Genomic DNA, 26116 nt, shown 5'->3' with positions numbered 1-26116 from the left:
GGCCGTCGGTTCGGTTTCAAGCGTCCCGTGCGTGCGGGTGGCGTCAGCCGCGCAAGGCCCGGTCGTCGAGCCGGCGCAACAGGCCGGGCAGGTGCCGGTACTTCTCGCGGAGCGCGGCCACTCGTTGCCGGCACTGAAGGCCGCGCCCGACATGATCACAGGCGTCGCGGAGCTCGACCAGAAGGGCCACCGCGGCGTCGTAGCGGGCCACCTGCTTGCGGGCGACGTGGTTCTCGACCTCCCGCCAGATCGCCTCCTCGTCGGCGGCCAGGGCGGTCAGCTTCTTTGCCCGCGCCTCGTCTCGAACCCGCTCGGCGCGCTGTCGGCGCCCGGCGGCCCGCGCGTGCGCTGCGTCCAGCAGTTCGGCTGCGGATCGCTGCCCCGGCGCGGTCGCGACGGGCGGTTCGCCGCGCAGGCGGCGCAGGAGCTCGGCTCCCAGCTGAGGCTCACCGCCCAGGGCCAGGCGCAGCAGGAGGTCGTTCTTCTCCTTGTCGGGGAGTGCGGCGATCAGCGGTTCCAGCTCCTTCTTCCCGGGCCGCTTCGGAGGCCCGGCAGCGGGCGGGCTGGCCTGGGCGGCGACCGCCAGCAGGTCGGCATCAACGCGCAGGAAGTCCGCGAGCGCCCGCTGCGGTGCGGTGAGCCGGTCGAGCCCGGCCGGGACCGGGGGCTCGACCGCTTCCCGGTAGACCTCCTCATCGTCCTCCTGGAGTGCCCAGGCGCCGATGGCGGACAGCCATGCGAGGTACAGGGCGCGGTGATCACCGGCGGCCAGCTCAGCCCGCACCCCGGCGATGGCACCGAGCGAGTCCTCGGCCCCCTCGTCCCAGTCCCCGCTCTCGTCCTCGCTGCGCAGGTCCAGGACGAGGTGGGTCTTGGTCATCCATGCCTCGACGCACTCGTCGAAGCAGTACGGCTCCAGCGCCCGCAGCGGGAGCTGCCCCTTGGGCAGGCGCAGGATCACCTGACGGGTGCCCCAGTTGGTCAGGTAGAGGTGGGCGTCGTAGTACTGCTCCACCATCCGTCGAGGGTCGCCCCGGAAATTGCCCCACTGATATTCGTTGGTGAAGCTGGTCGCGGTGATCCGGGCCCGGGTGGACAGCGACCGCAGCTGCTCCTGTTCGTCGCTGGTCAGCGGTCGGTCGATCGCCAGGAACTCGTAGTACTGGTACTCGCTCATCGCTGCGACCCTAGCGGGAATGCCGATCCTCCTTGATGGAATCCGTCAAGCCCGGAGCAGGCAGGAAGCGGCGATGGAACCCGAGCAGCCAGGCACCGTCGAGCAGGTCCGAGGTCTCGTCAGCTGGATCGGCGCGGGACGCAAGCTCACCCAGACAGGCAAGGTCACCCTTGCGGACGCGCGGACCCTGGTCACACTCCTGGAGACCGGCGACACCATCGACCCGGCCATCGGTGACAGGACCTTCAAGACCAAGTCCAGCCAGGAGCTGTACCACCTGAACCTGCTGGTCGAATGGGCCAAGGCAGCCCGGCTGCTGCGGGTCACCGCCGGCCGCCTGGTGCCCGTCAAGAAGAACGCGCGCGTACTGGAGGATCCCGAGCGCGTCCTCGACGCGCTGTTCGAAGCCCTGCCGCGCGTCGGCGAGGCGGTACTCCCCTCCGGGTGGCTCGGCTCCATGCTCGCGGAGGAGTACCCTGCCGGGCTGCGGGCGGTGCTGACGAGCCTCTACGCCACGGACCTTCCGGCGCCGGAGCAGAAGCTGCGGACTGCGGTGTGGGAGACACTGTCCGGGTTCTTCGTCCTCGACGACCTTCCCGAGGATCGCCTTCGCCTCCTGCGTCAGAGCAACGACCGCGACGTGGACCGCCTCCTCGCCACGTTCAAGGGCCGCGGGGCCACCCAGCAGACCGGCAAGTCCGTCACGCTCACCTCGGACGGCCGTAAAGCCCTGGCCCGGCTGCGCGGGGAGCCACGCCCTGGCGACCCGGTCTACCAGCTCCGCATCCAACTCGCCGATGTGGATCAGCCTGCGGTGTGGCGCCGCGTCCAGGTGCCGGCCGGTATCCGCCTCGCCAACCTGCACCGGGTCGTCCAGGCGGCGATGGGCCGGCAGAACTGCCACCTGCACGCGTTCAGCGCGAACGGCATCGACTACGGGCGCCGTTCGTCCGAGCTCGACTTCGTCGACGAGACCACCGTCGCCCTGGACACTGTCGCCAAGGAGGGGGCACACCTCGATTACACCTACGACTTCGGCGACTCGTGGGATCACCGCATCACCGTCGAACACCGGATGACAGCCGAGGCGGGCCACCACTATCCCGCCTGCGTGGACGGAGCGGGGGCCTGCCCACCCGAGGACTGCGGCGGCCCGGGCGGGTACGAAGACCTCAAGCAGACCCTCCGCGACCCCGCCCACCCGGAGCACGAGGACCTGCTGCGCTGGATCGGTCTCGACTCAGCAGCCGACTTCGACCCGGCCCACTTCGACCTGCGCGAGACCAACCGGCAGCTGCGCACACTCGGCTGGTGAGCAGGGTCCCATCCCGTGAATCCGGTTGACGCCAGCACTGACGCCAACCGCCGTGCGCGATGACGTCCGCAGCCGCACTTCCACGGACGTCAGAACCGCTCAAAACAGGGCATCCAGACGCCTCGGCTTGGCCTGAAAAGCGGAAGGTCGCCGGTTCGACCCCGGCCCTGGCCACACAGTCTGACCACGATGCCCTCGAAGCAGCTCGCTTCGGGGGCATTTTTGCGTGGCTTGACGCCAACGGCGCAGCGGAGGGTCACCGTACACCTGCCCGAGTACTTGACGTACTTGACGTACTTCGCGCCGGGCGCGACCCTGGTTCTCGGACAGGGAGGCTCCCCATGACAGCGGTCCACTACGAGAGCTACACCGAAGCCCGCGCACACCTGAAGGATCTGCTGGACGCAGCCGGGCAGGGCCGGGTCGCGACCGTTCGCCGGGACACCGGGTATGCGGCGGTAGTCGACGCGGGGCGGCTGCACCACGCGCTGACGCTGCTGTGTCCGTCCAAGGCCGAGGTGGTCGCTGAGGGCGGTGGCTGGTCGGTGTTCCTCCCCGGCCTGCCGGTCGCAGCGGACGGCGCCACGTTCGACGAGGCCATCGACGAGATGATCGACGCGCTTCGCGAGTACGCGGAGGACTGGCAGGACCGGCTTCTAAACGCGCCCAATCATCGTGACAATTGGGGCCTGGTTCAGTTGATCGGTCTCAGCGACGACGCACAGCTTCGTGATTGGCTGCTCGGAGTCGCGAAGTGACCTGGCCTCAACCGACACGCGAACGGCACGAGCAGTTCCGCAAGGTCGAAAGCTGGGAGCGCGTGCGTGACGCGCGTGGCCGCACCGGCACCCACCACATCACCTATGAGTTCGGGCTCCCCGACGGGCGGATCCTGCGTACTCGGGTATCGCATCCGGTCGACCGCACCGTGTACGGCGCGAGCATATGGGCGCACATCCTCCGCGATCAGCTGGACGTGACGGAGGATGCCTTCTGGCCGTGCGTTCTGGACGGCGCGCTTCCCGATCGAGGTGTGCCCGAGCCGCCACGCGAGGCGCTTCCCGTAGATCTGGTCCACCTGCTGATCAATCGCGTCGGACTCACCGAGGACCAGGTCGCCGAGCTGGACAAGGCCCAGGCGATCGCGCGACTCCAGCAGTTCTGGACCGAGGGCCACTGACACACACTGCCCTTGCTGCCGGTTCAACGCGCCCAGCGTGCCGCGCTCCCACCTGGGGTCTGGGAGCTCCGAAGCGCCTTCACCACGGCGGCGCGACGCACATCGCCCCGCCCGAGCGCTTCGGGCGATCCCCTGGTCAGCGGTCGGCCAGCAGCGCGCTCGCCAACGCCGATGCGGTGCTCGGCGCCTTGCCGTGGCGCGGTCGTGCTCCGGACAGTGACGGCATGCGCTTGGGACCGCGTTCCTGGCGGGCCTTCTCGATGACTGTCGTCCCGGTCTCCGCCTCCTGCACGGGGGCGTAGCCGGCAGCCCGAAGCGCGGCAAGGGTTGCTTCGGGCTCGACTGTGCTGATCAGCACGGTCGGCGCGATGCGTCGCAACCCGAGCCTGGACAGCGCACGGGCCGCGGCGAGCTCCGCCACCAGTGCCACGTCGTCGGAGCGGATGCAGCAGGCGGAGCGCACCACTCGCATCCGGCCGTGGGTCCGCGCGGTGTCCTTGATCAGGTACTCCAGGGGCTGCGGGAGCGGCCGCCCGCCCTCCGAGACGTCGGCCAGCCGAGCCAGCAGGTCGGCGGCGTCCAATCCGGAGTCCAGCGCCCGGCGGACCGCCGCAGGGGTGATCCGCCACACCACGGCATGGCCTTCCGACTCCCGGTCCGCACAGGCGACCAGCAGGTCGGTCAGCTCTGATGCGGCAGCTCCGGCGACCACGACCGTAAGGTCCGCCTGGAACCGGGCGGTGGTCTGCGGCACGGGCAGCAGCGCGTCCAGGGCTGTGGACAACCGCCGAACCGCGTCCTCCAGAGCAGGACGGTCGCGCAGCGCCGGCCCGGCGCCCGGAACGGCGGGGAAGTGGCGGTGTGCACCCGCCCTCAGGAGCCCGAGCACGGCGTGCCCGAGCGTAGTCAGCGCTCCGTGGGCGACGACCCCGAGCATCTCCGCCTCCGCCAGGGTCGCCTCGACCCGCTCAGCCTCCCACGAACCTTGGGCGAGGGCGGTCGGGCGGAACCAGGCCGCCGTGGCGACGAGACCGGCGAGAGCGGTCGCCCGCGCGCGAGCGGACTTGCCGGTGGGCACTCCGTGCTCGGCCGGAAGGGTGGCCAGAGCCTCCAGCACGGCATAGCGCAGATCGACGGCCTCGCCGTCCTCCGGCGTGACCAGCGCGACCGGGGTGTCATTCTCCTCCGGCCAATGGCTGAACACCTCGGGCACCACCGCCCAGGTGGCGACGAGCGGCAGCAGCCGCTGAGCGGGTGGAGCCGCCAGCCACTCGTCGTACCGCTCGGTGGGCAGCATCCGGGCAGGTGGCTGGGATTCCGGCCGACGCGCTCGGCCCCGTCCTCCCGCCGGGGCCTCCGGTTCCTCGGCGCACGGGGTGATCAGGTCCGCGTTGTTCGCCAGGTCGAGCCACAGCCGGGCTTGTTCCTCCGACATGCCGGACACCTTCGCCAACCGGCGGGTGTCCCGGACTGCGATTCCGCCCGCCTTGCGCACAGCGAGCGGCTGCACGGCCACCTGACGGAGCATCAGTTCGACCCGCGAGGCCGCCTCGGCCAACGCCGCCTGCGCCTGGCCCTCGACTGCACCACCTGGGATCTCCACCGTGCCCTCGACCGGGGGCGGGGCGGACTGGTAGCTCGGCGCGCGGTCGTGGTCGCGCAACGCGTCGGCCACCTCGCGCGGCAGTTCCGTCAGGTCCTCGTCCACCGGAACGACCAGGCCGCGGGCGGCCAGCCAGTCCGTGCCGGGATCTCCCGAACCGCCTTCCCGGAAGGTGAACTTACCTCCGGAGCCCGGGTAGAATCCGCGGTACCGGGAGACGAAGCAGTGCGTGCGCAGCAGTGGCGGGCCCGGGACCAGTTTGTCCAGCAGGTCCAGAGCCGCGGGCGGCGCCTCGGCGGCCATGGCGCGCACGCGCTTCGCGTCCCTGAGCACGTCCACGATCTGCCGCTGCGCCTCGTCCCGGGTCCGCGCCTTCGCGAGCCCCATCCCCAGCGCGACGCGGTGAATCTCCGGAGCGTTGAAGGCCTCGGTGAGCAGTTGTTCGGCGGGCCGGCCGTAACCGCCGCCTTCACCCGCCTGACGGTGGACCAGGATCGGAACGATGACCCTGCTTCCGGACGAGGGCAGTACCAGGGCCCGCTCGGCCAGCCCGGACAGCGCGGCCTCGGCTGCGGACCGACCGGCGCCGTCGAGTTGCAGGAATCGGAAGAGCTGGTCCCGGGTCACGGACCGGTCAGCGGGGTCGACCGTAGGCGCGTCGAGCCGTGGTGAACGGCCGCCGTAGCCCATGAACAGGTGATGAGCGGGCGGGACGGCCGGTAGCGGACCGTGCAACCGTTCGGCCAAGGTCGCCACAGCGACCAGCAATTGAAGGTCCCCGAGGCTGATCTCGCTCAGCCCCAGGGCCGTCGAGGCATCCGTCAGCAGGTGGCCGGCCAGGTCGGCCAGGCTCGCCACCTCGGCCGCGTAAGGAAGTTCGCGCTGTTCCAGCAGTTCGGTCAGCTGCGAAGGAGTACGGTCGGCCAGCCAGATCGCGAGGCTTCGTGCGGCTTTCACCGTACCAAGCGTAGTGAATCGCCAGCGGGGACGGGACCAGAGGTTTGAAGCCAGGGACCATCCGCCGTCGCTTGACGCCGACGCGAACCGAAGTGGACGAGGGCATCCGAAGACGCCCTCCGTCCCAGCCTTCGGCCGGGATGTGCCCCCAGCGGATGGTGGTCCCTCGCGAAGTGCCTGGCATCAACCGCGCAGAGCCCGGTCGTCGAGCCGGCGCAACAGGCCGGGCAGGTGCCGGTACTGCTCGCGGAGCGCGGCCACTCGTCGCCGGAACTGAAGGCCGCGCCCGACATGGTCACAGGCGCCACGGAGTTCGGCCAGGAGGGCCACGGCGTCGTCGTAGCGGGCCACCTGCTTGGACCGACCCGCACATGGTGGGCGGCGTCGCGACGCTCGGACTCTCGGCTGAACCTGACGCGGCACTAGGCTGGAGCATCGGCCGACTCACCCGGAAGGGCACCGCGCATGAACCCCGAGCACTTCGCGCTCCTTGAAGAGGCCCGCAGGAGCCTGCCAGACGGGTTCAAGGTCGAGCTCTCCGGCGACACCATCGTCATGATGGTCAGCCCCTCGGGGATTCACCAACGGAATCTCTTGGTGGTGCGCCGCCAGTTCGACGCGTACGCCCCGGCAGGACTACTACCCAGCGAGAACACGGACCTCGTCTCGCCCAATGTCGGCAAGAGCCGCAATCCCGACCTGACGTACCTGCCGGACGATGCACTCACGACCAGGGACAACCAGGTTCCTGCCGAAGTTGCTGCGATTGCCGTCGAACTGGTCTCACCGTCCAACCCGGAGAACGACTGGGTGGGGAAGGTACGGGACTACCCGCTCATGAGAATCCCTCTCTACCTCGTGATCGACGCAAGGGAGAAGGCGGTCACGCTCTTCAGCCGACCCGACGGCACGAAGTACCATCGCCGCGAGGACATCGCTTTCGGCGAGACCATCCATATCCCGGAGCCGTTCGACTTCGAGCTGGTCACCACCGGTCTGCTCCCCTACTGAGCACGCCCAGCACATGTGAAGCTCCGCCGGTTGACGCCAACGCCGACGCCAACCGTCCCGAACCATGGCGTCCGGCGGCGGCCCTCCATGGACGACAGAAGCATCCAAACCGGGGCACCTCACCGCCCCGGCTTGGCCTGAGAAGCGGAAGGTCGCCGGTTCGACCCCGGCCCTGGCCACCAGCACGACCCACGGAAAGCCCCCGAGCGAAGATCGCCGGGGGCTTTTTCGTGTCACCCCGGCCGGTCCTGCCGCGACTCGAAAGGCGGGAAAGATACTCCTCGGGGTCCCCGGAACCCCGCGCGGGGCGCATACTGGCCAGGATGCCGAATTCATCCGCGCCCCGGCGCCACCTGCCGACCAGTCCCTTCCGCGCCGAGACCCCGGCGCCCGCCAAGCGGTTCGCCGCCGGTGACCGCGTGTCCCACGACCAGTACGGCCTCGGCCGGGCCATCAGTGTCGAGGGCGAGGGCACGACCGCAGTGGTCGTCGACTTCGGCTCCCGGCAGGTCCGGATCGTCGCCCCCTTCACCAAGCTGTTCCTGCTGTAGGCACGCCGCTGCAGGTACGGCACAGCCCCCACCGGTGACGACGGTGGCACCGGTGGCACCGGTTGACGCGCCCTTCGACGCCAACCGGCCCATAGATGTGTCGACTTTGTGGCCGTTCCGGGGCGAACTGTGGTCACGCCTTGGCAAAGCTTCGCTGCCTTAAGGCACCAAGCGTCCCAAGTACCCCATTCATCACGCGGTGCCCGGAGACCCGTGGTCCTAGGGTGTGCGAGTTCAACTCGCCACTACAGGACCATCCGGGGGAACCATGCGCATCGCGCGCGCCCGCCTCTTCGGCCTTTCCTCAGCCGTCTGCGCACTCGCCGTGGGGGCTTTCGCCGTCCCGGCCCACGCAGCCGAACCCACGCTGACCGTCACCGCACCCGGTTTCGTCGCGGTCGACCCGACGCCCGACGCCAGTGACTCGTGGAACCAGCAGGTGTCGCTGAACCTGAACGTGGCGAACAGCGGGACGCAGTCGCCCTGGGTCGTCGCCCAGATCGACGTCAGCGGCCTCAAGGGCATCGCGGACGTGCAGCCCCCGAGCGGCTGCACCCTCGCGGGCACCCTCCTGACCTGCCCCCAGATCCCGGTCTACCAGGGCCAGACCCGGCTGGACCTCAAGCTGACCCCGGCGAAGGGCGGCACCGTCGGCGCCACCGGCAGCCTGCACGTCAGTGCGCACCTGCAGCAGGGCGACGCCCCCGCGGTGACCGCCGACACCAAGGTCATGCTGGGCGGCACCCGGCTCACCGGCCAGGACGTTCCGCTCAACAAGAGCCTCAAGCCCGGGGACGTCTGGAAGCCCGACCTGGTGGTGACCAACAAGGGCCAGGTGACCGCCCCGCAGCTGGTGTACGTCTTCACCGGCGGCATGGGGCTGGACTTCAAGTCCCGCTTCGCCAACTGCGAGTACGGCACCAACGCCAGTGGGGAAGCCGTCATCTGCACGGTCGACTCGCCCCTCGCCCCCGGCGGGACGGCCCGTCTGGACCCCGTCGAGATCGGTGTGGAGCCCTCGGCCTACTACGCCTACGAGGACATCTCGGTCCTGCCGCAGGCCCCCGCCCCGGACTCCTGGGTGCGCAGCTTCCACTTCACCCCGGGCCCGGCCGGCAGCCCCCGGCTGACCGTCGGCAAGCCGGAGAGCACGCCGCAGCCCGGCCAGGTCATGGACCTGACCCCGAACGGCGGCGGCTTCAGTCTGCAGGCCGAGGTCCCGAACACCACCGACTTCGCCACGTTCGGCGCCTGGGCCCCGGGAGCGGACGGCAAGCCGGGCAAGCTCACCGTCGGCATGACCAGCAGCGGCCCCGCCACCATCTACTGGCGCGCCGGCGACGACCCGGGCGACGTCGCGGTGACCCTGCCCAAGCAGGTCAAGGTCGTCTCGGCGCCCGACAAGTGCCGCCCGGACACGCAGTTCAAGAGCGACACGCAGACCCGCTACATCTGCCAGACCTCGCCGCTCGTTCCGGCCGGTTTCAAGGGCTCCTTCGACTTCACCCTGCAGGCCGACCCCGCCGCGGGCGCCTCGGCCGTCGTGTCGCTCTCCTCCCTCGACGAGGGCGACCAGGACAGCGGCATGCCGTGGGACCCGAACAAGGCCGACAACACCTCCACCGTGGCGCTCGGCAGCCAGGCCTCCGGCTCGGTTCCCACCGGCGGGACCACCGTCGTGCCGGTGCCCCCGACGGCACCGGCCACGGCCGCCCCGACCTCGGCCGCGGCGGCCACGCCGTCCCGTGGCACCGGTGGCACCACGGCCCCGGCCGCGGACACCGGCGCCGCCACCCCGAGCACCGCCACCCCGAGCGGCGCCGCCCGCGCCACCGCGAGCAGCACCGCCGCCGCCGACGCCCTGGCGTTCACCGGCGCCCAGGGCATCGGCACCATGACCGGCCTCGGTGTCGGCGCGCTCACCCTCGGCGGCGTGCTGACCTTCGTCGTCCGCCGTCGCAAGGCAGGCGCGCACAGCTGACACCGGTCGACCGTGCCGGCTCCCATCGCCCCGCACGGCCCCGCGGTACGTCCCGAGCGACGTCCGCGGGGCCGTGCGGGTCCGGCAACCGGGCCGTTCTCACCTGGTGGTGCGGAACCGTGCCGCGTAGGCGGAGGGCGCGACACCGAGGTGGCGCAGGAAGACGCGGCGCAGGGTCTCGTCGCTGCCCAGACCCGAGCGGTGGGCCGCGCCGGTCACCGACTCGCCCGCCTCCAGCAGGCCACGGGCCGCCTCCAGGCGCACCTGCTCGACGTGGCGCGAGGGGGTGGTGTCGAGCTGCGCCCTGAACAACCGGGCCAGCTGACGGGCGCTCAGGCCGACCCGCGCGCCGAGGGCGGCCGCCGAGTGGTCGGCGGCCGGGTCGGCGGCGACCGCGTCGAGGGCGGCGCGCAGCGCGTCGTGGCGGGGGCGCGGGGTGCGGGCGGGCACCGAGAACTGCGACTGGCCACCGGAACGCTGCATGAAGACCACCAGGTCACGGGCGACTTCGCGGGCGGCCTGCGGGCCGAGGTCGTCCTCCACCAGGGCGAGCGCGAGGTCCAGCCCGGCACTGACGCCGGCCGAGGTCAGCAGGTGGCCGTCGCGGACGTAGATCGAGTCCGGCTCGACGGTGATCCGCGGGTAGCGCCGGCCGAGGGCCGCCGTGTGCCGCCAGTGCGTGGTGGCCCGGCGACCGTCCAGCAACCCGGTCTCGGCCAGCACGAAGGCGCCGGTGCACACCGAGGCGACCCGGCTCGCCGAAGCCGCCAGCGCGGCGGCCGCGGCCACCACGCCCTCGGGGACGCGTCCCTCCGGCAGGGTCGGCGACCCGGGCACCAGGACGGTGTCCGCGCGGACGGCGAAGGCGTCGGCCGCCACCGACAGGACGGTCCCGGTCGAGGCGGTGACGGCGCCGCCGCCGGGCGAGCAGAGCGTCACCTGGTAGGCCCCGGCGGTGCCGAACACCTCCAGCGGCGCGGCCAGGTCCAGCAGCCGCACCCCGTCGTAGGCGAGCACGGCGACCCGCGGCGCGCGCACAGTGGTCATCCCCCGAGCATACGGCGCGGCGACGGCAGGATCTGTGGGTCGGCCGTCCGTCCGGACATGGCGGCGGAGCACCCCTTGCTGCGAGTGTCGGTGGGGACGGCAGGACCACCGAAGGAGCTCCCATGACGCAGCGACCGCCCGTTCCCCCCTTCACCGAGGCCACCGCCCTGCTCAAGGTCCAGGCCGCCGAGGACGCCTGGAACAGCCGTGATCCCGAACGGGTCGCGCTCGCCTACACCGAGGACTCCGAGTGGCGCAACCGCGACGTCTTCCTGCGCGGGCGCCCGGAGATCGTCGCCTTCCTGCGCGCCAAGTGGGAGCGCGAGCTGGACTACCGGCTGCGCAAGGAGCTGTGGGCGTACACCGGCAACCGGATCTCGGTGCGCTTCGAGTACGAGTGGCACGACGCGTGCGAGCAGTGGTGGCGCAGCTACGGCAACGAGCAGTGGGAGTTCGACGGCAACGGCCTGATGCGCCGCCGCTACGCGAGCATCAACGACCTGGCGATCGGCGCGGGCGACCGTGGGCTCGGCCGGTAGCGGCCGAGCCCACGGAGCCGGGCCCACGGATCCGGGCCCACGGATCCGGGCCCACGGATCCGGGCCCACAAGAGCGGCCCCACGGCGCCGGACTCACGGGTGCCGGGCCCTCAGAGCGAGGCCAGGTACGCCGCGGTCAGCTCGGGCGTGGCGAGCCAGTTCGCGTAGTCGCCCGGCTCGGCGTAGGTGTTGGCCAACCGCCGGGCCACCTGCGGGTGTTCGGCCGCCGCGCCGAACACCCGCTGCAGGTGCTCCGGCATGTCGAGCATGGTGGCGGTGAACTCCACGCTGTGGCGGGCCTCTTCACGCCAGTGCAGGTCGAAGGTCCGCCGCATCCAGTCCGGGGTGAACGCCGCCTCGCCGTGCTCGGTGATCGCCCGCAGGTAGCGCGCGGCGGCCCGCGTCGCATTGTTGGCGCCCTGGCCGGTGATCGGGTCGTTCAGCACCACCGTGTCGCCGATGCCCAGCACGTGGCAGCCGTGGTCGAGTTCGGCCACCGGGTGCCGCACCGTCGGGGTCACCGCGCCGTAGAGGTTGCCGAGCGCGTCGGTGGGCTCGGCCTCGGCCCACAGCTCGTACTCCCAGGGCAGGAAGTCGCGCAACAGGCCGCGCATCCGGTCGAGTTGCTCCACCGGTCCGGGGCGGTCGGGAAAGCAGTCCAGCGGCCCGCCCGGCACCGCCTCCCAGAGCAGGATCGCGCAGGGGCCGGAGAGGGTCAGCGCGGGCTGCAGGTAGAGCTCGCCGCCCTGCGGGATCGCGTTCATCCGCGCCCGCGGCCCGGCGCCCGGGTCCGGCGAGCCGACCCCGTGCGCGTAGAGGCAGCAGAGCGTGCGCCGAGGCTGCGGGGCCGAGCGCGCGGCGTCCCGGGCGAAGAGCTCGGCGAGCTCGCCCCGACCGCTCGCCACCACGGTCAACTCGTGTGCTTCGGCGATCTGTTGGAGGGCGGCGCGGTCGACCGTGCGGTACTCGGTGCGACCGCCGCGCTCGGCGAACAGCTCCAGCCAGCCGGCCATCTTCAGCCGCTGGTCGACCGACTGCGCCGGCTCGTCCAGGGTCATGGTGTACGCCAGCGCCCGCACACCGGGCGGGGCGGCGAGGACGGCGTCCACCGAGTGCACCGCCGGGGCCCGGTCCGCCCAGAGGTCCAGGCCTGCGGCCCGCTCGATCCGCAGCGCGGGCCCGAACAGCGCCTGGGTGGACAGCACCCGCCCACCGCGCAGTTGCTCCGGGGTACGCGCGGCGACCAGGGTGACCTGGTACCCGGCCGCCAGCAGGCCGAGCGCGAGGTGCAGCCCGGCCTGGCCCGCTCCGACGACGGCGATCCGGCGCATGGGGTCTCCCGAGGAGGGGTGGGGACGAGGGGTCGAACAGCGACCTGATGGTATGTCAGGCCGGGCCGGATCGACCCGTGCCGTGCGCGACCGGGGATAAGGTGGCAGCCGGCCACGAGCTGGTGACCGCACGCAGCGGTGCCCACCCGATTGAGGCTCGGGTGGGCACCGCTGTCAGGTCTGCACGACCGTCATGTGCGCGAACGTCACATGCAGGTGCGCGAGGACCAGTGGCTGCAGAAGATCGACTCGACGATCGACTCGGACTCCTCGTGCAGGCCCTGGAGGTCGAGGATGAAAGCCATGACACACCTCATTTCTTCGTAGCTGCCGGGGCTCTGTGGTGCCGCCGGCGGGGGGTTTGGTGTTACTTGTGCACCGCGGACACCGGAGCGCCGTGGTGGTCCAGGAGGGGAAGGGCGGTGCCCTTCCGGGCCGACGCCGCGTGCAGCGCCAGCAGGATGCCGGCCGAGCCGGTGGCCAGGTCGGTGGAGAGCCGGTAGAGGAGCTGGCCGGGGAAGGCCGCGCGGTCCTGGTGGCGGACCAGGTGCCAGGAGAGCAGTGACACCTGCCGCTCCAGCTGCCGCCCGTCACCGCCGGCCGCCGCGAGTGCGCAGACCATACCGGCCCGGCCCTCGAACAGCCCCGGCATCAGGAGGAATTCGGCCGCACAGGCCTGGTCCAGCAGGGGCACGGCCTGGGCCAGCGCGGCGTCCTCGCGGTGCCGCAGCAGCCCGCGGGCGACCAGCGCCGCACCCGCCGAACCGGCGCCGAGGTAGGCGGTGCCCTGGCCGTCCTGGGTGAGCAGCATGCCCTTCTCGTCCACCTGCGCACCGGCCAGGTCGCGGCCGAGCGCGGCGAAGGCGAGATCCAGCCAGCGCTCCTCGCCGGTGTGCTCGTGCAGCCGGGTCAGGAAGAGCGCCACGCCCGCGCCGCCGTGCAGCAGCCCGACCCGGCCCCTGCCGAGCGGGGCGCCGGCGGCCAACCGCTCGCCGTACTCCCGTGCCTGCTCGGCCAGGGCGACCTCGCCGCGCCGGTCGGCGAAGTGCAGCAGGCTCAGGCCGATGCCGGCCAGACCCCCGGCGAGGTCGGCGCCGAAGACCCCGAGCCGCTGCCGGGTCTCGGTCAGCTCGCGGGCACGGTCCAGGATCTCGCCGGCCTCGGCGGTCAGTCCGAGCCGGTCCAGGGCAATGGCCGTGCCGTGCAGGCCGTCGTAGAGGCCGGGCCGGACCACCTTGGGGTCGCGGGCCGCCTGCAGCAGCCACTCCACGTGCTGCTCGGGCACCGGGTAGCCGCTCTCCGCCAGCGCGTAGATCACGCCGGCGGCGCCGTGCGCCAGGTCGATGCCGTTGCGGTTGAACTGCTCCGGGTCGCCGGGGTAGAGCCGGCTGGTGCGCTCGGGGGTGGCGGCGGCCAGGATGCCCTCGGCCAGTTCGTCCATCACCCGCCGCCAGGCGTCGTCCGAGGCGCCGTCCGGCACGACGAGCGGGCGCCCGGTCCCGGTGCGCTCGGTGGTGCCGGCCGGCAGCTGCCCGCCGGTCGCCGCGCGCAGGTCGGCCACCAGCTGCGCGGCCCAGCCTTCGGGCAGTGCGAAGCGCTCGGCGGCGGCCTCGGCCAGCGCCTCGGCCTTGCCCGAGTCCAGCTCGATCAGGAAGGTCAGCGGCAGGAAGAGGAACAGCCGCATGCAGGCCAGCGCGTAGCTGTCGATCGCGGTGCCGGTGCGGGCGGCGTGCGAGATGAAGCCGGGCGCCCCGAAACCGGGCGGTGTCCCGTCGACCAGGTCGAAGGCCAGCTCGAAGTCGACCAGGGCGAGCCGGCCGTCGGGCCGGACCAGCACGTTGCCCGGGTGGAGGTCGCCGAAGGCCACCCCGTGCTCGTGCAGGGTGCGCAGCATGGCGGCCAGCTGCTCGCCGTAGTCCAGCGCCAGCGCGGTGTACTCGGCCAGCGTGGCGGCGTCCGGCTCGGCGCGCAGCAGCGGGTAGCGGCCGGTGAACAGGTGCCGCTCCAGCTTCTCGCCCTCGATGAACTCCTCGACCAGGTACTCGTGCTCCCAGACCACCAGGTGCTCGTGCAGCGCGGGCACGAAGTCCAGGCCGGAGAGCCGGCGCAGCACGTCGCGTTCGCGGTGCAGCCGCTCGACGGCGTCGGTGCCGCGGTGGTCGAGCCCGGCCATCGGGCGGGCCTCGCGCAGCACCACCACCTCTCCGGTGCGCCGGTCGCGCGCCTTGTAGACGCCGCCGCCGTTGGAGAAGTGCAGCGCCTTCTCGATGTCGTAGGGGAAGTCCTCGGGAGCGGCGTCGCTCCTGGCCTCGATCTGCTCGCGCAGGAAGTCGGGGACGGTGATCCACTCGGGGACCGCGAAGACCGGGCGGCGCAGGTCCGGGACGAGCGTGCCGTTCGCGTCGCGCAGCGCGGAGACCGTGCGGCCCTGCTCGTCCAGGCAGTACAGCTGGCGGTAGGCGCCGTAGCGGACGTAGAGCAGGCTGTCGCGCCAGCGCAGGTCACTGAGGATGTAGGGACCCCGCCGGCCGGCCAGCAGCGGCTCCAGGCCGGTGAGCGTGCGGTGCAGTTCGGTCTCGTCCCGCGGGTAGAGGGTCAGCAGCTTTCCGCTGGAACCTCGCGGTGCGTATTTCGAATTCGCCTTCAGCACGGTTTCCCGGCTGCGCAGGAATTTGACGCTCAGTTCCTGTTCATGACAGAAATCGAGGACGATGTCGATGATCTCGGGCGCCTCGTCGAGGGTGCCGGAGACGTGCACCTTCCAGCCCTGGTCGGGCAGCGTCTGGCCGTCGGGGTGCAGGTAGACCCAGACGCTGTCGCCGCTGCGGCGCCAGCCCTCGGGGACCGGGGCGACGGCCGGCGGGTAGAGGCTCTGGGCGTCGTCCCGGGCGCCGGGGTCGTCGTAGAAGACGGGATCCGCCTGGCAGAACTGCTCGTAGTCCGAAGGCCGCACCGGGAGATCCCTCCACACGCTCTCGACGGGCCGTGCGGGATGGTGCCCGGCCTTCTCCACCGACCGGGCCCGTTTGTGGCCCGGTGTTGGGTCGGATTTATAGCCGGGTCTCCCGGCCGGACTCAAGCCTTGCGAGAGCAATAACGGCGTGTTAAACGCGCGCCCCTGGACGGCGTTCCTGAAAAGCCAGGACGGCTGGAAAAGCATGAACCCGCGGCCGGACCCGCTCCGTGTCCCGACCGCCGTCCCCCCACCGTCCCGAGCAGCGGCGAGGTCCTGCGTAAACGAACCGATGACCCGGCGGCACCCCTGTGCGACCAGGGGCGATTTCCGGCCAACCCTGTCCGATCCTCGCCCCGGTGCCCGATCGCGCCCCCAACCTCACGGGTCAGAACACCTAGCGCAGCACGGCTTCCAGCAGGTCGGTCCCCAATCGGGCACTGACACCCAAGTCCAGGCGGTACAGCACATATCGGCCACGCCGCCGGCTGAGCACCAGCTCGGCCCTGCGCAGCACCGCGAGGTGCCGGGAGACCTCCGGCTCGGTCAGCTGCCAGGCCGCGGCCAGCTCGCCGGTGGTGTGCTCACCACGCGCCAGGGTGCGGGCGAGCCGGAGCCTGGCCGGATTGGCGAGCGCCTCCAGCCGCTGCTGCACCCGGTCCAGCGCGGCCGGCGCCTGCACCCCGGACTCCGCGACCGGGTACTGCACCACCGGGCGCCAGCCCGCGGCGTACACCACCACCAGGTGCGGACGTCCGAACACGGTGGGCACGAAGGTCAGGCCGGTGCTCGCCGCACTGGTCGAGCTGGACTGCAGCTTGTCGATGACGATCCGCCCCTGCCGGGCGTCGTAGCCCACCGCCGGGGAGACGGCCGCCAGCGCCTCGGCCAGGCCACGGTGGGCCAGCAGGTCGGCCTTGTGCCGGGCGTCGGCGGCCAGCACCGGCAGCACCCGGGCCCAGGCGTCCGCGAAGAAGGCCTCGGCGCAGTCCTCCAGCAGGCGGCGCACGATGGCCCGGACGGCAGCCGGATCGGAGAGCAGCCGGTCGGCGAAGGCCGCCTGCCTGGGCCCGCGGGCGTTCGCCAGCTCGATGGCCCGCTCCCGCTCCACCGGGTCGGTCAGCGGCGAGTGGGGGCGCAGCGCGAGCCGGTTCAATCCGCAGCTGGCGATCAGCGCACCGGCCACGTAGCGCTCGTCGTCGAGCCGGTCGATCGCGTCCAGTTCCTCGGCCAGCGAGGCCCCGGGGATGGCCGGGAGCAGGAAGTCGGCGCGCGACGAGCGCCAGAGGAAGTCCGCCTCCAGCAGCCGGTCCGCCAGCTCGGGGCGCAGCGCGGCGGCAGTGGTGCCCGCCCAGCCGTGCAGCGCCGGATGGTGCGCCGGCTCGGCGAGCACGTGCAGCATCGCGGTCAGCTCGGCCAGCGGCGAGGGGGTGAAGAGCAGCCGCTCGGGCGGCAGTCCGGCGGTCTCGATGATCACGCTCATCCAGCGATCGTCGCAGGTCCGGCGGGTGTGGACGGATCGATTGACGCACGGCGTCAATCGACGTGACCGCGGCGGGGCAGCGGGCGCAGCGTGTCGGGCATGACCTCGACCAGAACCCCGGCGGCACCGCCCGCGACTCCTCCCCTCCCCCGCCCCGAACGCATCGGGCGGCTGCTGGGGCCGCTGCCCGGCGGCCCGAGGTACGCGACCGCGCTGGTGGTGGACGCGCTCGGTGCCGGCCTGCTGCGCCCCTTCCTACTGCTCTACGCGATCGGGGTGCTGCACCTGGGGGCCTCGGTGGCCGGACTCGCGCTCTCCGCAGGGATGCTGGTGGGGCTCGCGGCGGTGGCCCCGCTGGGCCGCTGGATCGACCGGGGCGCGCGCTCCCAGGTGGTCACCGCGACCCTGCTGACCCGGGCCGCGGGCGTCGGCGCGCTGCTCGCCGCGCCCGGCACCACCGGCTTCGTGCTCGCCGCGGCGCTGCTGGGCACCGGCACCCAGACCTGGCCGACCGCCCACGCCGCGCTGGTGGCCACCCTGGTCGAGGGCCGGGCCCGGGACACCGCGCTGGCCGCCGGCCGCTCGCTGCGCAACGCCGGGCTCGGCGCCGGCGCGCTGATCGCCACGCTGGCGCTGGCCGGGGGTGCCGGCACGCTGCGCGGCCTGGCGCTGCTCACGGCGGCGGGGTACCTGCTGGCGGCGGCCCTGGCCTGGTCGCTGCGGGTCACCGCCCCACCGGCCACGCCACCGACCACGCCCGCCCGACGGGCCATCACCCGGCGGGCAGGGCAGTCGCCCGCCCTGCCCGGGATGACCGTGCTCGGGCTGGCGAACCTGCCCTTCGCGCTCTGCTTCGACGTCCTGGAGGTCGCGCTTCCGGTGCTGCTGGTCACCCACCTGCACGCCTCGCCGGCCTGGTCCTCGGGCATCTTCGTGGGCAACACCGCGCTGGTGATCATCGCCCAGGTCGCGGTGGTGACCCGGCTGGCGCACCGCTCGCGCCGCTCGGTGCTGGCCGGCTCCGGCGTGCTGCTGGCCCTGTCCTACGCCGGTTTCTGGCTGGCCGAGCGGCTGGGCGGGGTGGGCGCGCCGGCGGCCGTGGCGCTGGTGGCGGTGCTCTACACCTGCGGCGAGATCGGCTACGCAGGCAGCGGGACGGCCCTGGTGGTGGCCACCGCCCCGCCCGAGCGCCTGGGCCGCGCGCTCGCCCGCTGGGAGCTGTCCAACGGGCTGGGCCGGGCGCTGGCCCCCACCGTGCTCACCGCCCTGCTCGCCGCGGGCAGCGGCCTGCTCTGGGGCACCCTGGCCGCCGGCACCCTGCTGGGCGCGGCGGTGATCAGCCGCCGGCGGCCCGGCCTCACCTGATCACCGCCGGGCAGTTCTGTACCTAGCCCTGGAACAGGTTGTGCCCCACGTCCGGCGGCACCACGTCCTGGATCGGCTTGCTGCCCTTGCCGGGCATCGCCTCGCCGGGGATCGGCGCATCGCCGACCCGGTGCAGCAGCACCACGCCGTCCTGCGCCCAGATCTGCTGGTAGCCGTTGGCCAGCAGCAGCTTCACCCGGTCGGCCTGCTCCTGGGAGGTGGCGAAGGGGAAGGCCCGCTCGTCGGGGCGGATCAGCACGTAGTCCATGCCGCGCGGCGTCTGGTCGACCAGCACCACGTGGGTGCGGGAGGTCAGCCGCGGCACCACCTGGTTGTCGGCCTCCACCGTGGCGCCGTCGGGGATCAGCTTGCTGGCCCGCAGCATCGCGGCCTCGGTCGGCTTGGCCTTCCAGTAGCCGGGCTGCGCCAGGTAGTACAGCCCGAGCGGCACGGCGAGCGCCACCGTGATCGCGGCGGTGGCCACACCGAGCCGCTGGGCGAGCCTGCGGTGCCGCTCGCCGGCGTGGAGCCGGCCGAGCGTCTCGATCGAGGCGGTCAGCAGGATCGGCCAGATGAAGGAGTCGTAGTGCCGGGCGATCGACCAGTGGTTGGGGTTGGTCGACAGGATCCGCTCGGCGAGCAGCGGCACGGCCGCCAGCACGGTCAGCGAGCGCAGCGGGAGCAGCAGCAGGGTGCCGAAGAGCCAGAGCACCAGCAGCGGCTTGAGCGTCTCGTTGAACGAGCCCTGGACCAGCAGCCAGGGGTCGGTCAGCACGTGGCGGGCGGCGTCGCCGACGTTGGCGCCCAGCTCCTGGTAGTTCCAGTAGTAGCCGCGCTCGCCGCCCATCGCGGGAATCAGCCACTGGATCGCGACCACCGAGGCCACCGGTCCCGCCACCAGCAGCCCGGCCCCCAGGCGCAGCCCGCGCCGGTCGGCGGCGCGCCGGCTGCGCAGGATCAGCACCAGTCCGTAGGCGCCGACCATCAGCCCGAGGTCTTCCTTGGTGCAGCAGATCAGCAGCGCGGCGAGGGCGGCGGTGCCGTACCGGCGCGCCATCGAGCGCTCCAGCATCAGCAGGGTCAGCGGGACGGCGAAGGCCACCTCGTGGAAGCCGACCCGGGAGGCGACCAGCAGCGGCCAGCCCAGCCCGTAGGCGAGCGCGGCCAGGTCCTTGGCCCGCAGCCGGGCCTTCGGCTCGGCTGCGGCGAAGGCTATCGCGGTGATCCGCCGGATGAGCGGCACCCCGGCGGCGAAGAGCAGGGCCTGGCCGAGCAGCAGCGAGCGCGGGTCGTCCCAGATCCAGTAGAGCGGTGCGAGCAGCGCCAGCACCGGCGAGAAGTGGTCGCCCAGGATCGAGAAGCCGGGCGGGAACTCGTGGTGCACGCTCTTGACCGTGGACAACGGCAGCCCGAAGTGGGCGTAGCCGCGCACCCCCTGGTCGAAGATCCCCAGGTCGAAGCCGCCGAGCTGGACGGAGGTCCACTGCTGCAGGCCGATCGCGAAGCAGGCGGCGAAGCAGATCAGGCTCAGCAGCACGGTCCGGCCGCGCTCGGAGGAGACCTGGGCGAGCACCGGCCCGAGCGCCGGCGGCCGGGTCCGCTGCCCGGGGACCGCGGCTGCCGGCCGCAGGTCGGTGCGCTCGGCGCGGGCGCTCGGCCCGTCGGTCCGGCTCTCGGTCGGCCCGTCGGTCTGGCTGTCGGTCGGGGAGGTCATCAGCTCTGCCTTGTCAGGGAGGCGTCCTGCGCGCTCAGGTCGGCCGGCCCGGACTCACTGCGGATGCGGCGGGCCAGGGACGGTCGGTGGATCCGCAGCAGTCGCAGGCCCGTCACGGCCAGCACCACGACCCCGGTCACCGGATAGACCGACGAGGGTAGCTGCCAGTACCAGGGGACGCCCAACCCGCCTGCTTGCGGCACCAGCCACATCGCGTAGGAGAGGAAGACCAGCGCGGTGCCGGCCAGCACCAGCCGCCAGCGCAGCCGGCGTATCCCGCGCGGCAGGCGCAGCTCCTGGGAGACCTCGGCGGCGAGCAGGACCAGCAGCGGCACGCACCAGATCCAGTGGTGGGTCCAGCTGATCGGCGACAGCAGCAGCGCGGTGATCGCCGTGCAGACCACGCCCCAGGCCTCGGCCCGCCGGATCTCCCGGGTGGCCCGGGCGGCCAGCACCGCGATGGTCAGGCCCAGTACCAGGCACAGACCGCTGGCCAGGGTGGCGATCAGGCCCGGGGCGTGCTTGCTGAGCAGCCGGGCCACCGCCCCGCGCATCGACTGGTCGTCGACCAGCTCGGTGACGCCGACCCGGCTGGAGTCCCAGACGTACTTGGTCCAGAAGCCCCAGGAGGCGCCGGGCAGCGCGACCACGCCGATCAGCGCGGTGGCCAGGAAGGTGCCGCCGGCCACCATCGCGGCGCGTACCCGGCCGGTGAGCAGCAGGTAGACCGCGAAGAGGCCGGGGGTCAGCTTGATGCCCGCGGCGATGCCGATCGCGATGCCCTTGCCACGGTGCTGGTCGGGGCGGGTCAGGTCGTACAGCACCAGGCAGGCGATGCCCAGGTTGACCTGGCCGTACTGGATCGTGGTGAAGACGGGCTCCAGCCAGACCCCGAAGCCGGCCACCAGCACCGTCGCGGCCGGGCGGAAGCGCCGGCGCGGCCAGCCGGCCAGGGTGAAGGAGTACCAGCCCAGCAGCCCGAGCAGGCCGACGTTGGCCAGCGTCACCAGCGCGCGCAGCGCGGAGATGTCGAACCAGGTGCTCGGCACGAAGAGCATCGCCGCGAACGGCGGGTAGGTGGCGGCCAGGTCCCAGACCGGCACCCGCATCGTGTAGAGGTCGTGCCCGCTGACGACGGCCTGGCCCTCGGCCCGGTAGACGATCATGTCCACCATCGAGAACGCCTGGAAGTGCCGCAGGATCGCGAAGACGCCCAGTGAGATCAGGGCCGCGACGGCCGCCGTGCCGGTGGAACCCGACAGGAACGAGCGGGTCCGGGCGAGCCGCTCCGGCTCGGTGCGGTCACCCACGAGACGCCGCAGGGTCCGGGGTCACTGAGCACTGCCGCGTGGTCGTGGACATCCTTCTGCTACTGCCTCTCATGCGTGGAGCCCGGGTGCGAACGGTCGGCGCGACGTGTCCCAGGTATCCAGTCTCGATACGCTCATCGCACCGCCGTCCACCACCTGTGACTGCGCTCACACGAACCGTCACAGGGATGTCACACCCGGTTGATGGTATCGCCACCCGAACGACTGCCCAGGTTGCTGACGGAAACCCAACAGCCCCACCGGTGCCGGCCGCCGTCGGCCCGCCGCGAGGGCCGGTACGGCCCGGTACGGCCCGACCGCCGCGTCCAGCAGTCCCACAGCATCGACCCGGCGGATGAGAAATTCCTTGGCGCTACCCAGGTGTGACACTTAAGACCGACCGGCCGCCGCCCCACCGCGCCGGCCCAAGAAACGGGATGCGGTCCGCAGCCGCTCCTTGCGACCCTAGAGGGATGCCCGCGATGAGTTCCCCCGCTGTCCAGCCGGCCGACGCGCCCACCATCGGCGAGCTGGCCACCCGGCTGCCCGAGCTGATGCTGCGCGACCAGCAGCGCATCGGCCGCCGCCTGGACGGTGCCCGCCGGGTCCGCGCGGCCGACGCCCGCCAGAAGATCGCCGCCGAGCTGGCCGCCGACATCGCCAAGGCCGAGCAGCGCCTGGAGCAGCGCCGCGCGGCGGTGCCGGTGATCGGCTACCCGGCGGAGCTGCCCGTCAGCCAGAAGAAGGACGACATCCTCGCCGCCATCCGCGACCACCAGGTGGTGATCGTGGCGGGTGAGACCGGCTCCGGCAAGACCACCCAGATCCCCAAGATCTGCCTGGAGCTGGGCCGCGGCGTCAAGGGCCTGATCGGCCACACCCAGCCCCGCCGGATCGCCGCCCGCACGGTGGCCGACCGGGTGGCCGAGGAGCTGAACACCGCGCTGGGCGAAGCGGTCGGCTGGAAGGTCCGGTTCACCGACCAGGTCGGCCAGGACACCCTGGTCAAGCTGATGACCGACGGCATCCTGCTGGCCGAGATCCAGACCGACCGCGAGCTGCGCCAGTACGACACCCTGATCATCGACGAGGCGCACGAGCGCAGCCTCAACATCGACTTCATCCTCGGCTACCTGAAGCAGCTGCTGCCCCGCCGGCCCGACCTCAAGGTCGTGATCACCTCGGCGACCATCGACCCGGAGCGCTTCGCCCGCCACTTCGGCGACGCCCCGATCGTGGAGGTCTCGGGCCGCACCTATCCGGTGGAGGTCCGCTACCGCCCGCTGGTCGACGACAACGAGGCACTGGACGAGGACGACTCCGAGGTCGACCGCGACCGCGACCAGATCCAGGCGATCTGCGAGGCGGCCCAGGAGCTGCAGGCCGAGGGACCGGGCGACATCCTGGTCTTCCTCTCCGGCGAACGCGAGATCCGCGACACCGCGGACGCGCTGAACAAACTGAACCTGAAGTTCACCGAGGTGCTGCCGCTCTACGCCCGGCTCTCCTCCGCCGAGCAGCACCGGGTCTTCCAGCGCTCCAACTCGCGCCGGATCGTGCTGGCGACCAACGTGGCCGAGACCTCGCTGACCGTTCCCGGCATCAAGTACGTGATCGACCCCGGCACCGCCCGGATCTCCCGCTACAGCCACCGCACCAAGGTGCAGCGGCTGCCGATCGAGGCGATCAGCCAGGCGAGCGCCAACCAGCGCAAGGGCCGCTGCGGCCGGACCAGCGACGGCATCTGCATCCGGCTCTACTCGGAGGAGGACTTCCTCGCCCGGCCCGAGTTCACCGACGCCGAGATCCTGCGCACCAACCTGGCCTCCGTCATCCTGCAGATGACCGCGGCCGGCCTCGGCGACATCGCCGCCTTCCCGTTCCTCGACCCGCCGGACTCACGCAACATCAAGGACGGCGTCAGCCTGCTCCAGGAGCTGGGCGCGCTCGACCCGCAGGAGAAGGACCCGCGCAAGCGCCTGACCCAGCTGGGCCGCAAGCTCGCCCAGCTGCCCGTGGACCCGCGGCTGGCCCGGATGGTGCTGGAGGCGGACAAGAACGGCTGCGTGCGCGACGTCATGGTGATCGCCGCCGCGCTCTCCATCCAGGACCCGCGCGAACGCCCCACCGAGAAGCGGCAGGCGGCCGACGAGCGGCACCGCCGGTTCAACTCCGAGACCTCGGACTTCCTCTCCTACCTGGCGATGTGGCGCTACGTCAGGGAGCAGCAGAAGGAGCTCTCCTCCTCGGCCTTCCGCCGGATGTGCAAGTCGGAGTTCCTCAACTACCTGCGGATACGGGAGTGGCAGGACATCTACACCCAGCTGCGCACGGTCGCCAAGCAGTTGGGCGTCACCATCGACGAGCCGCACCCTGATGCCGAGCCGGACGCCGACCGGATCCACCAGTCGCTGCTGGCCGGCCTGCTCTCCCACCTGGGCCTGTACGACGTGGAGAAGCGCGAGTACGGCGGCGCCCGCGGCGCCCGGTTCGCGGTCTTCCCGGGCTCGGGCCTGTTCAAGAAGCCGCCGCGCTGGGTGATGTCCGCCGAGCTGGTGGAGACCTCCCGGCTCTGGGCCCGGATCAACGCGAAGATCGAGCCCGAGTGGGTCGAGCCGCTGGCCGCCCACCTGATCAAGCGCACCTACAGCGAGCCGCACTGGGAGAAGAAGGCCGGCGCGGTGATGGCCTTCGAGCGGGTCACCCTCTACGGGATGCCGATCGTCGCCCAGCGCAAGGTGAACTACGGCCGGATCGACGCCGAGCTCTGCCGCGAGCTGTTCATCCGCAACGCCCTGGTCGAGGGCGACTGGGAGACCCACCACCACTTCTTCGCCGCCAACCGCAAGCTCCTCTCGGAGGTCGAGGAGCTGGAGACCCGCGCCCGCCGGCGCAACATCCTGGTCGACGACCAGACCCTCTTCGACTTCTACGACGCGCGGCTGCCGGAGACCGTCGTCTCCACCCGGCACTTCGACGCCTGGTGGAAGAAGGCCCGGCACGACACGCCCGACCTGCTCAACTTCGAGAAGTCGATGCTGATCAACGATGCCGCCGACGGCATCACCGAGGCCGACTACCCGGACTACTGGCAGCAGGGCAAGCTCCGCTTCAAGCTGACCTACCAGTTCGAGCCGGGCAGCGACGCGGACGGCGTGACCGTGCACATCCCGCTGCCGGTGCTCAACCAGGTCTCCTCCGAGGGCTTCGACTGGCAGATCCCGGGCCTGCGCGGCGAGCTGGTCACCGCCTGGATCCGCTCGCTGCCCAAGGCGATCCGGCGCAACTTCGTACCGGCGCCGGACTACGCCAAGGCCGCGCTGCGCGAGCTGACCAACCGCCAGGAGCCGCTGCTGCCCACCCTGGAGCGGATCCTGCACCGGATGGGCGGCCAGCCGATCCCGCCCGAGGCCTGGGACGACGAGCGGATCCCGGAGCACCTGAAGGTGACCTTCCGGGTGGTGGACGGCAAGCGCAAGCTCGCCGAGTCCAAGGACCTGGAGGAGCTGCGGCGGGGGCTCACGCCCAAGCTCAAGGAGACCCTCTCCTCGGCCGCCTCCGGCCAGGGCATCGAGCGCACCGGCCTGACCGCCTGGCCCGCCGACCTGCCGCTGCTCCAGCGCACCTTCGAGCAGCGCTCCCGCGGCCACTCGCTGCGCGCCTACCCGGCCCTCACCGACGAGGGCGCCAGCGTGGCGATCAAGCTCTACGACACCCCGCAGGCGCAGCAGCAGGCCATGTGGGCGGGCACCCGCCGCCTGCTGCTGCTGACCGTCAACTCCCCCGCCAAGGGGATCCAGGCCCGGCTGGGCAACCAGGCGAAGCTGGCGCTGTCCTACAACCCGCACGGTTCGATCCCGGCGCTCTTCGAGGACATCACCACCTGCGCCGCCGACCGGCTGATGGCGCTGAACGGCGCGCCGGCCTGGGAGGAGGAGGCCTTCGCCAAGCTGTACGACAAGGTCCGGGCCGATCTGTACGAGCTGGCGGCGGACACCACCTTGAAGACCGCCTCGGCGCTGGTCGCCTTCCACCGGGCCCAGGGCCGGCTGAAGGCGGTCAGCAGCCCGGTGCTGCTCTCCGCGGTGAACGACGTCAAGCTGCACCTGGCCTCGCTGGTCCACCCGGGCTTCGTGACCGACACCGGCTGGCAGCGCCTGGGCGACGTCAAGCGCTACCTGGTCGCGGTGGACCGGCGCCTGGAGGCGCTGCCCAACCACCCGCAGCGCGACCTGCTGCACCTGCGCAAGGTGCAGGACGTGCAGCAGGCCTACGGCGAGCTGCTGGCGGCGGTGCCGGCCGGGCAGCAGCCGTCCGCGGAGATCCGGCAGATCCGCTGGATGATCGAGGAGCTGCGGGTCAGCTTCTTCGCCCAGTCGCTGGGCACGCCGTCCCCGGTGTCGGAGAAGCGGATCCTCAAGGCGATGGACGCGGCTGCGGCCACGCTCTGACCGGGGCCCGCGGTCCGCCCCAGGTCGAACCGGCTGCCTCGCCCGCAGCCGGTTCGACCTGGGGCCCCCGGATGCAGTACGATCTGTCTTGTCGCCGCCACGAGCGGCGGAAAAACACTGGGAATCAGCGATGAAACTCAGTTACATG

The 26116-nt window shown here is 72.0% G+C and carries 18 protein-coding genes and 1 tRNA gene; 10 read left to right on the top strand and 9 right to left on the bottom strand.

The features are described 5' to 3' along the window. Positions 1-43: 43 nt before the first annotated feature. Positions 44-1177: a hypothetical protein gene (locus OG500_RS21030; RefSeq protein ID WP_329582478.1), complete on the bottom strand. Its 1134-nt coding sequence runs from the start codon at positions 1175-1177 to the stop codon at positions 44-46. A 73-nt stretch (positions 1178-1250) separates the two neighbouring features. Here OG500_RS21030 and OG500_RS21025 point away from each other — a divergent pair, with 73 nt between their 5' ends. The 4 genes from OG500_RS21025 (at position 1251) to OG500_RS21010 (ending at position 3672) form a co-directional block, all read left to right on the top strand. Then, on the top strand, positions 1251-2492 hold the full coding sequence (locus OG500_RS21025) for a plasmid pRiA4b ORF-3 family protein (RefSeq protein WP_329582475.1): 1242 nt from the start codon (positions 1251-1253) through the stop codon (positions 2490-2492). Between the two features lie 96 nt (positions 2493-2588). Then, positions 2589-2666 (top strand) — tRNA-Phe (locus OG500_RS21020). Between the two features lie 167 nt (positions 2667-2833). Next, positions 2834-3250 (top strand): prevent-host-death protein, encoded by a 417-nt coding sequence (locus OG500_RS21015; RefSeq protein WP_327068224.1) that lies wholly within the window; start codon positions 2834-2836, stop codon positions 3248-3250. Next, positions 3247-3672, top strand: a complete 426-nt coding sequence (locus tag OG500_RS21010; protein ID WP_327068223.1) for a cytotoxic translational repressor of toxin-antitoxin stability system — start codon at positions 3247-3249, stop codon at positions 3670-3672. Before OG500_RS21015 ends, OG500_RS21010 begins: the two co-directional genes overlap by 4 nt. Positions 3673-3808: 136 nt before the next feature. Here OG500_RS21010 and OG500_RS21005 read toward each other — a convergent pair whose 3' ends face one another. After that, entirely contained in the window at positions 3809-6232 is a 2424-nt protein-coding gene (locus tag OG500_RS21005) for a helicase-associated domain-containing protein (RefSeq protein WP_327068222.1), read from the bottom strand. A 183-nt stretch (positions 6233-6415) separates the two neighbouring features. Next, positions 6416-6583: a hypothetical protein gene (locus OG500_RS21000; protein WP_327068221.1), complete on the bottom strand. Its 168-nt coding sequence runs from the start codon at positions 6581-6583 to the stop codon at positions 6416-6418. Positions 6584-6697: 114 nt separating this feature from the next. On the opposite strand from OG500_RS21000, the gene OG500_RS20995 reads away from it, so the two are divergent. From OG500_RS20995 to OG500_RS20985, 3 genes are all read left to right on the top strand, one after another. After that, positions 6698-7243 (top strand): Uma2 family endonuclease, encoded by a 546-nt coding sequence (locus OG500_RS20995; protein ID WP_327068220.1) that lies wholly within the window; start codon positions 6698-6700, stop codon positions 7241-7243. Positions 7244-7566: 323 nt separating this feature from the next. After that, complete coding sequence (locus OG500_RS20990; RefSeq protein WP_327068219.1) at positions 7567-7794, top strand: hypothetical protein; 228 nt, start codon at positions 7567-7569, stop codon at positions 7792-7794. Positions 7795-8062: 268 nt separating this feature from the next. Beyond that, positions 8063-9775 (top strand): hypothetical protein, encoded by a 1713-nt coding sequence (locus OG500_RS20985; RefSeq protein ID WP_327068218.1) that lies wholly within the window; start codon positions 8063-8065, stop codon positions 9773-9775. 99 nt (positions 9776-9874) lie between these two features. Here the strand turns inward: OG500_RS20985 and OG500_RS20980 are convergent, their stop codons facing one another. Further along, entirely contained in the window at positions 9875-10822 is a 948-nt protein-coding gene (locus OG500_RS20980; RefSeq protein WP_327068217.1) for a GlxA family transcriptional regulator, read from the bottom strand. Between the two features lie 122 nt (positions 10823-10944). Here OG500_RS20980 and OG500_RS20975 point away from each other — a divergent pair, with 122 nt between their 5' ends. Further along, a complete protein-coding gene (locus tag OG500_RS20975) occupies positions 10945-11361 on the top strand; it encodes a nuclear transport factor 2 family protein (protein ID WP_327068216.1) in 417 nt (138 codons plus the stop codon). 110 nt (positions 11362-11471) lie between these two features. On the opposite strand, the gene OG500_RS20970 is transcribed toward OG500_RS20975, so the two are convergent. The 3 genes from OG500_RS20970 to OG500_RS20960 form a co-directional block, all read right to left on the bottom strand. Beyond that, entirely contained in the window at positions 11472-12692 is a 1221-nt protein-coding gene (locus tag OG500_RS20970) for a styrene monooxygenase/indole monooxygenase family protein (protein WP_327068215.1), read from the bottom strand. 367 nt (positions 12693-13059) lie between these two features. Next, on the bottom strand, positions 13060-15645 hold the full coding sequence (gene lanKC / locus OG500_RS20965) for a class III lanthionine synthetase LanKC (protein WP_329582466.1): 2586 nt from the start codon (positions 15643-15645) through the stop codon (positions 13060-13062). Between the two features lie 397 nt (positions 15646-16042). Then, positions 16043-17128 (bottom strand): DUF5937 family protein, encoded by a 1086-nt coding sequence (locus tag OG500_RS20960; protein WP_327068212.1) that lies wholly within the window; start codon positions 17126-17128, stop codon positions 16043-16045. Positions 17129-17227: 99 nt separating this feature from the next. Between OG500_RS20960 and OG500_RS20955 the strand changes: the two genes are divergently transcribed. Continuing rightward, positions 17228-18493, top strand: a complete 1266-nt coding sequence (locus tag OG500_RS20955) for an MFS transporter (RefSeq protein ID WP_327068211.1) — start codon at positions 17228-17230, stop codon at positions 18491-18493. Between the two features lie 22 nt (positions 18494-18515). On the opposite strand, the gene OG500_RS20950 is transcribed toward OG500_RS20955, so the two are convergent. Both OG500_RS20950 and OG500_RS20945 read right to left on the bottom strand, forming a co-directional pair. Continuing rightward, positions 18516-20207, bottom strand: a complete 1692-nt coding sequence (locus OG500_RS20950; protein ID WP_327068210.1) for a DUF2079 domain-containing protein — start codon at positions 20205-20207, stop codon at positions 18516-18518. After that, positions 20207-21517 carry a glycosyltransferase 87 family protein gene (locus OG500_RS20945; RefSeq protein ID WP_327068209.1) on the bottom strand — a complete coding sequence of 437 codons (1311 nt, stop codon included), beginning with the start codon at positions 21515-21517 and terminating at the stop codon, positions 20207-20209. The genes OG500_RS20950 and OG500_RS20945 overlap by 1 nt, the downstream gene beginning before the upstream one ends. Before the next feature lie 482 nt (positions 21518-21999). Between OG500_RS20945 and hrpA the strand changes: the two genes are divergently transcribed. Beyond that, a complete protein-coding gene (gene hrpA, locus OG500_RS20940; RefSeq protein WP_329582459.1) occupies positions 22000-25968 on the top strand; it encodes an ATP-dependent RNA helicase HrpA in 3969 nt (1322 codons plus the stop codon). Positions 25969-26116: the final 148 nt, after the last annotated feature.

The sequence above is a fragment of the Kitasatospora sp. NBC_01250 genome, assembly GCF_036226465.1.
Taxonomy (GTDB): Bacteria; Actinomycetota; Actinomycetes; order Streptomycetales; family Streptomycetaceae; genus Kitasatospora.
This window is presented reverse-complemented; position numbering and strand designations above follow the sequence as displayed.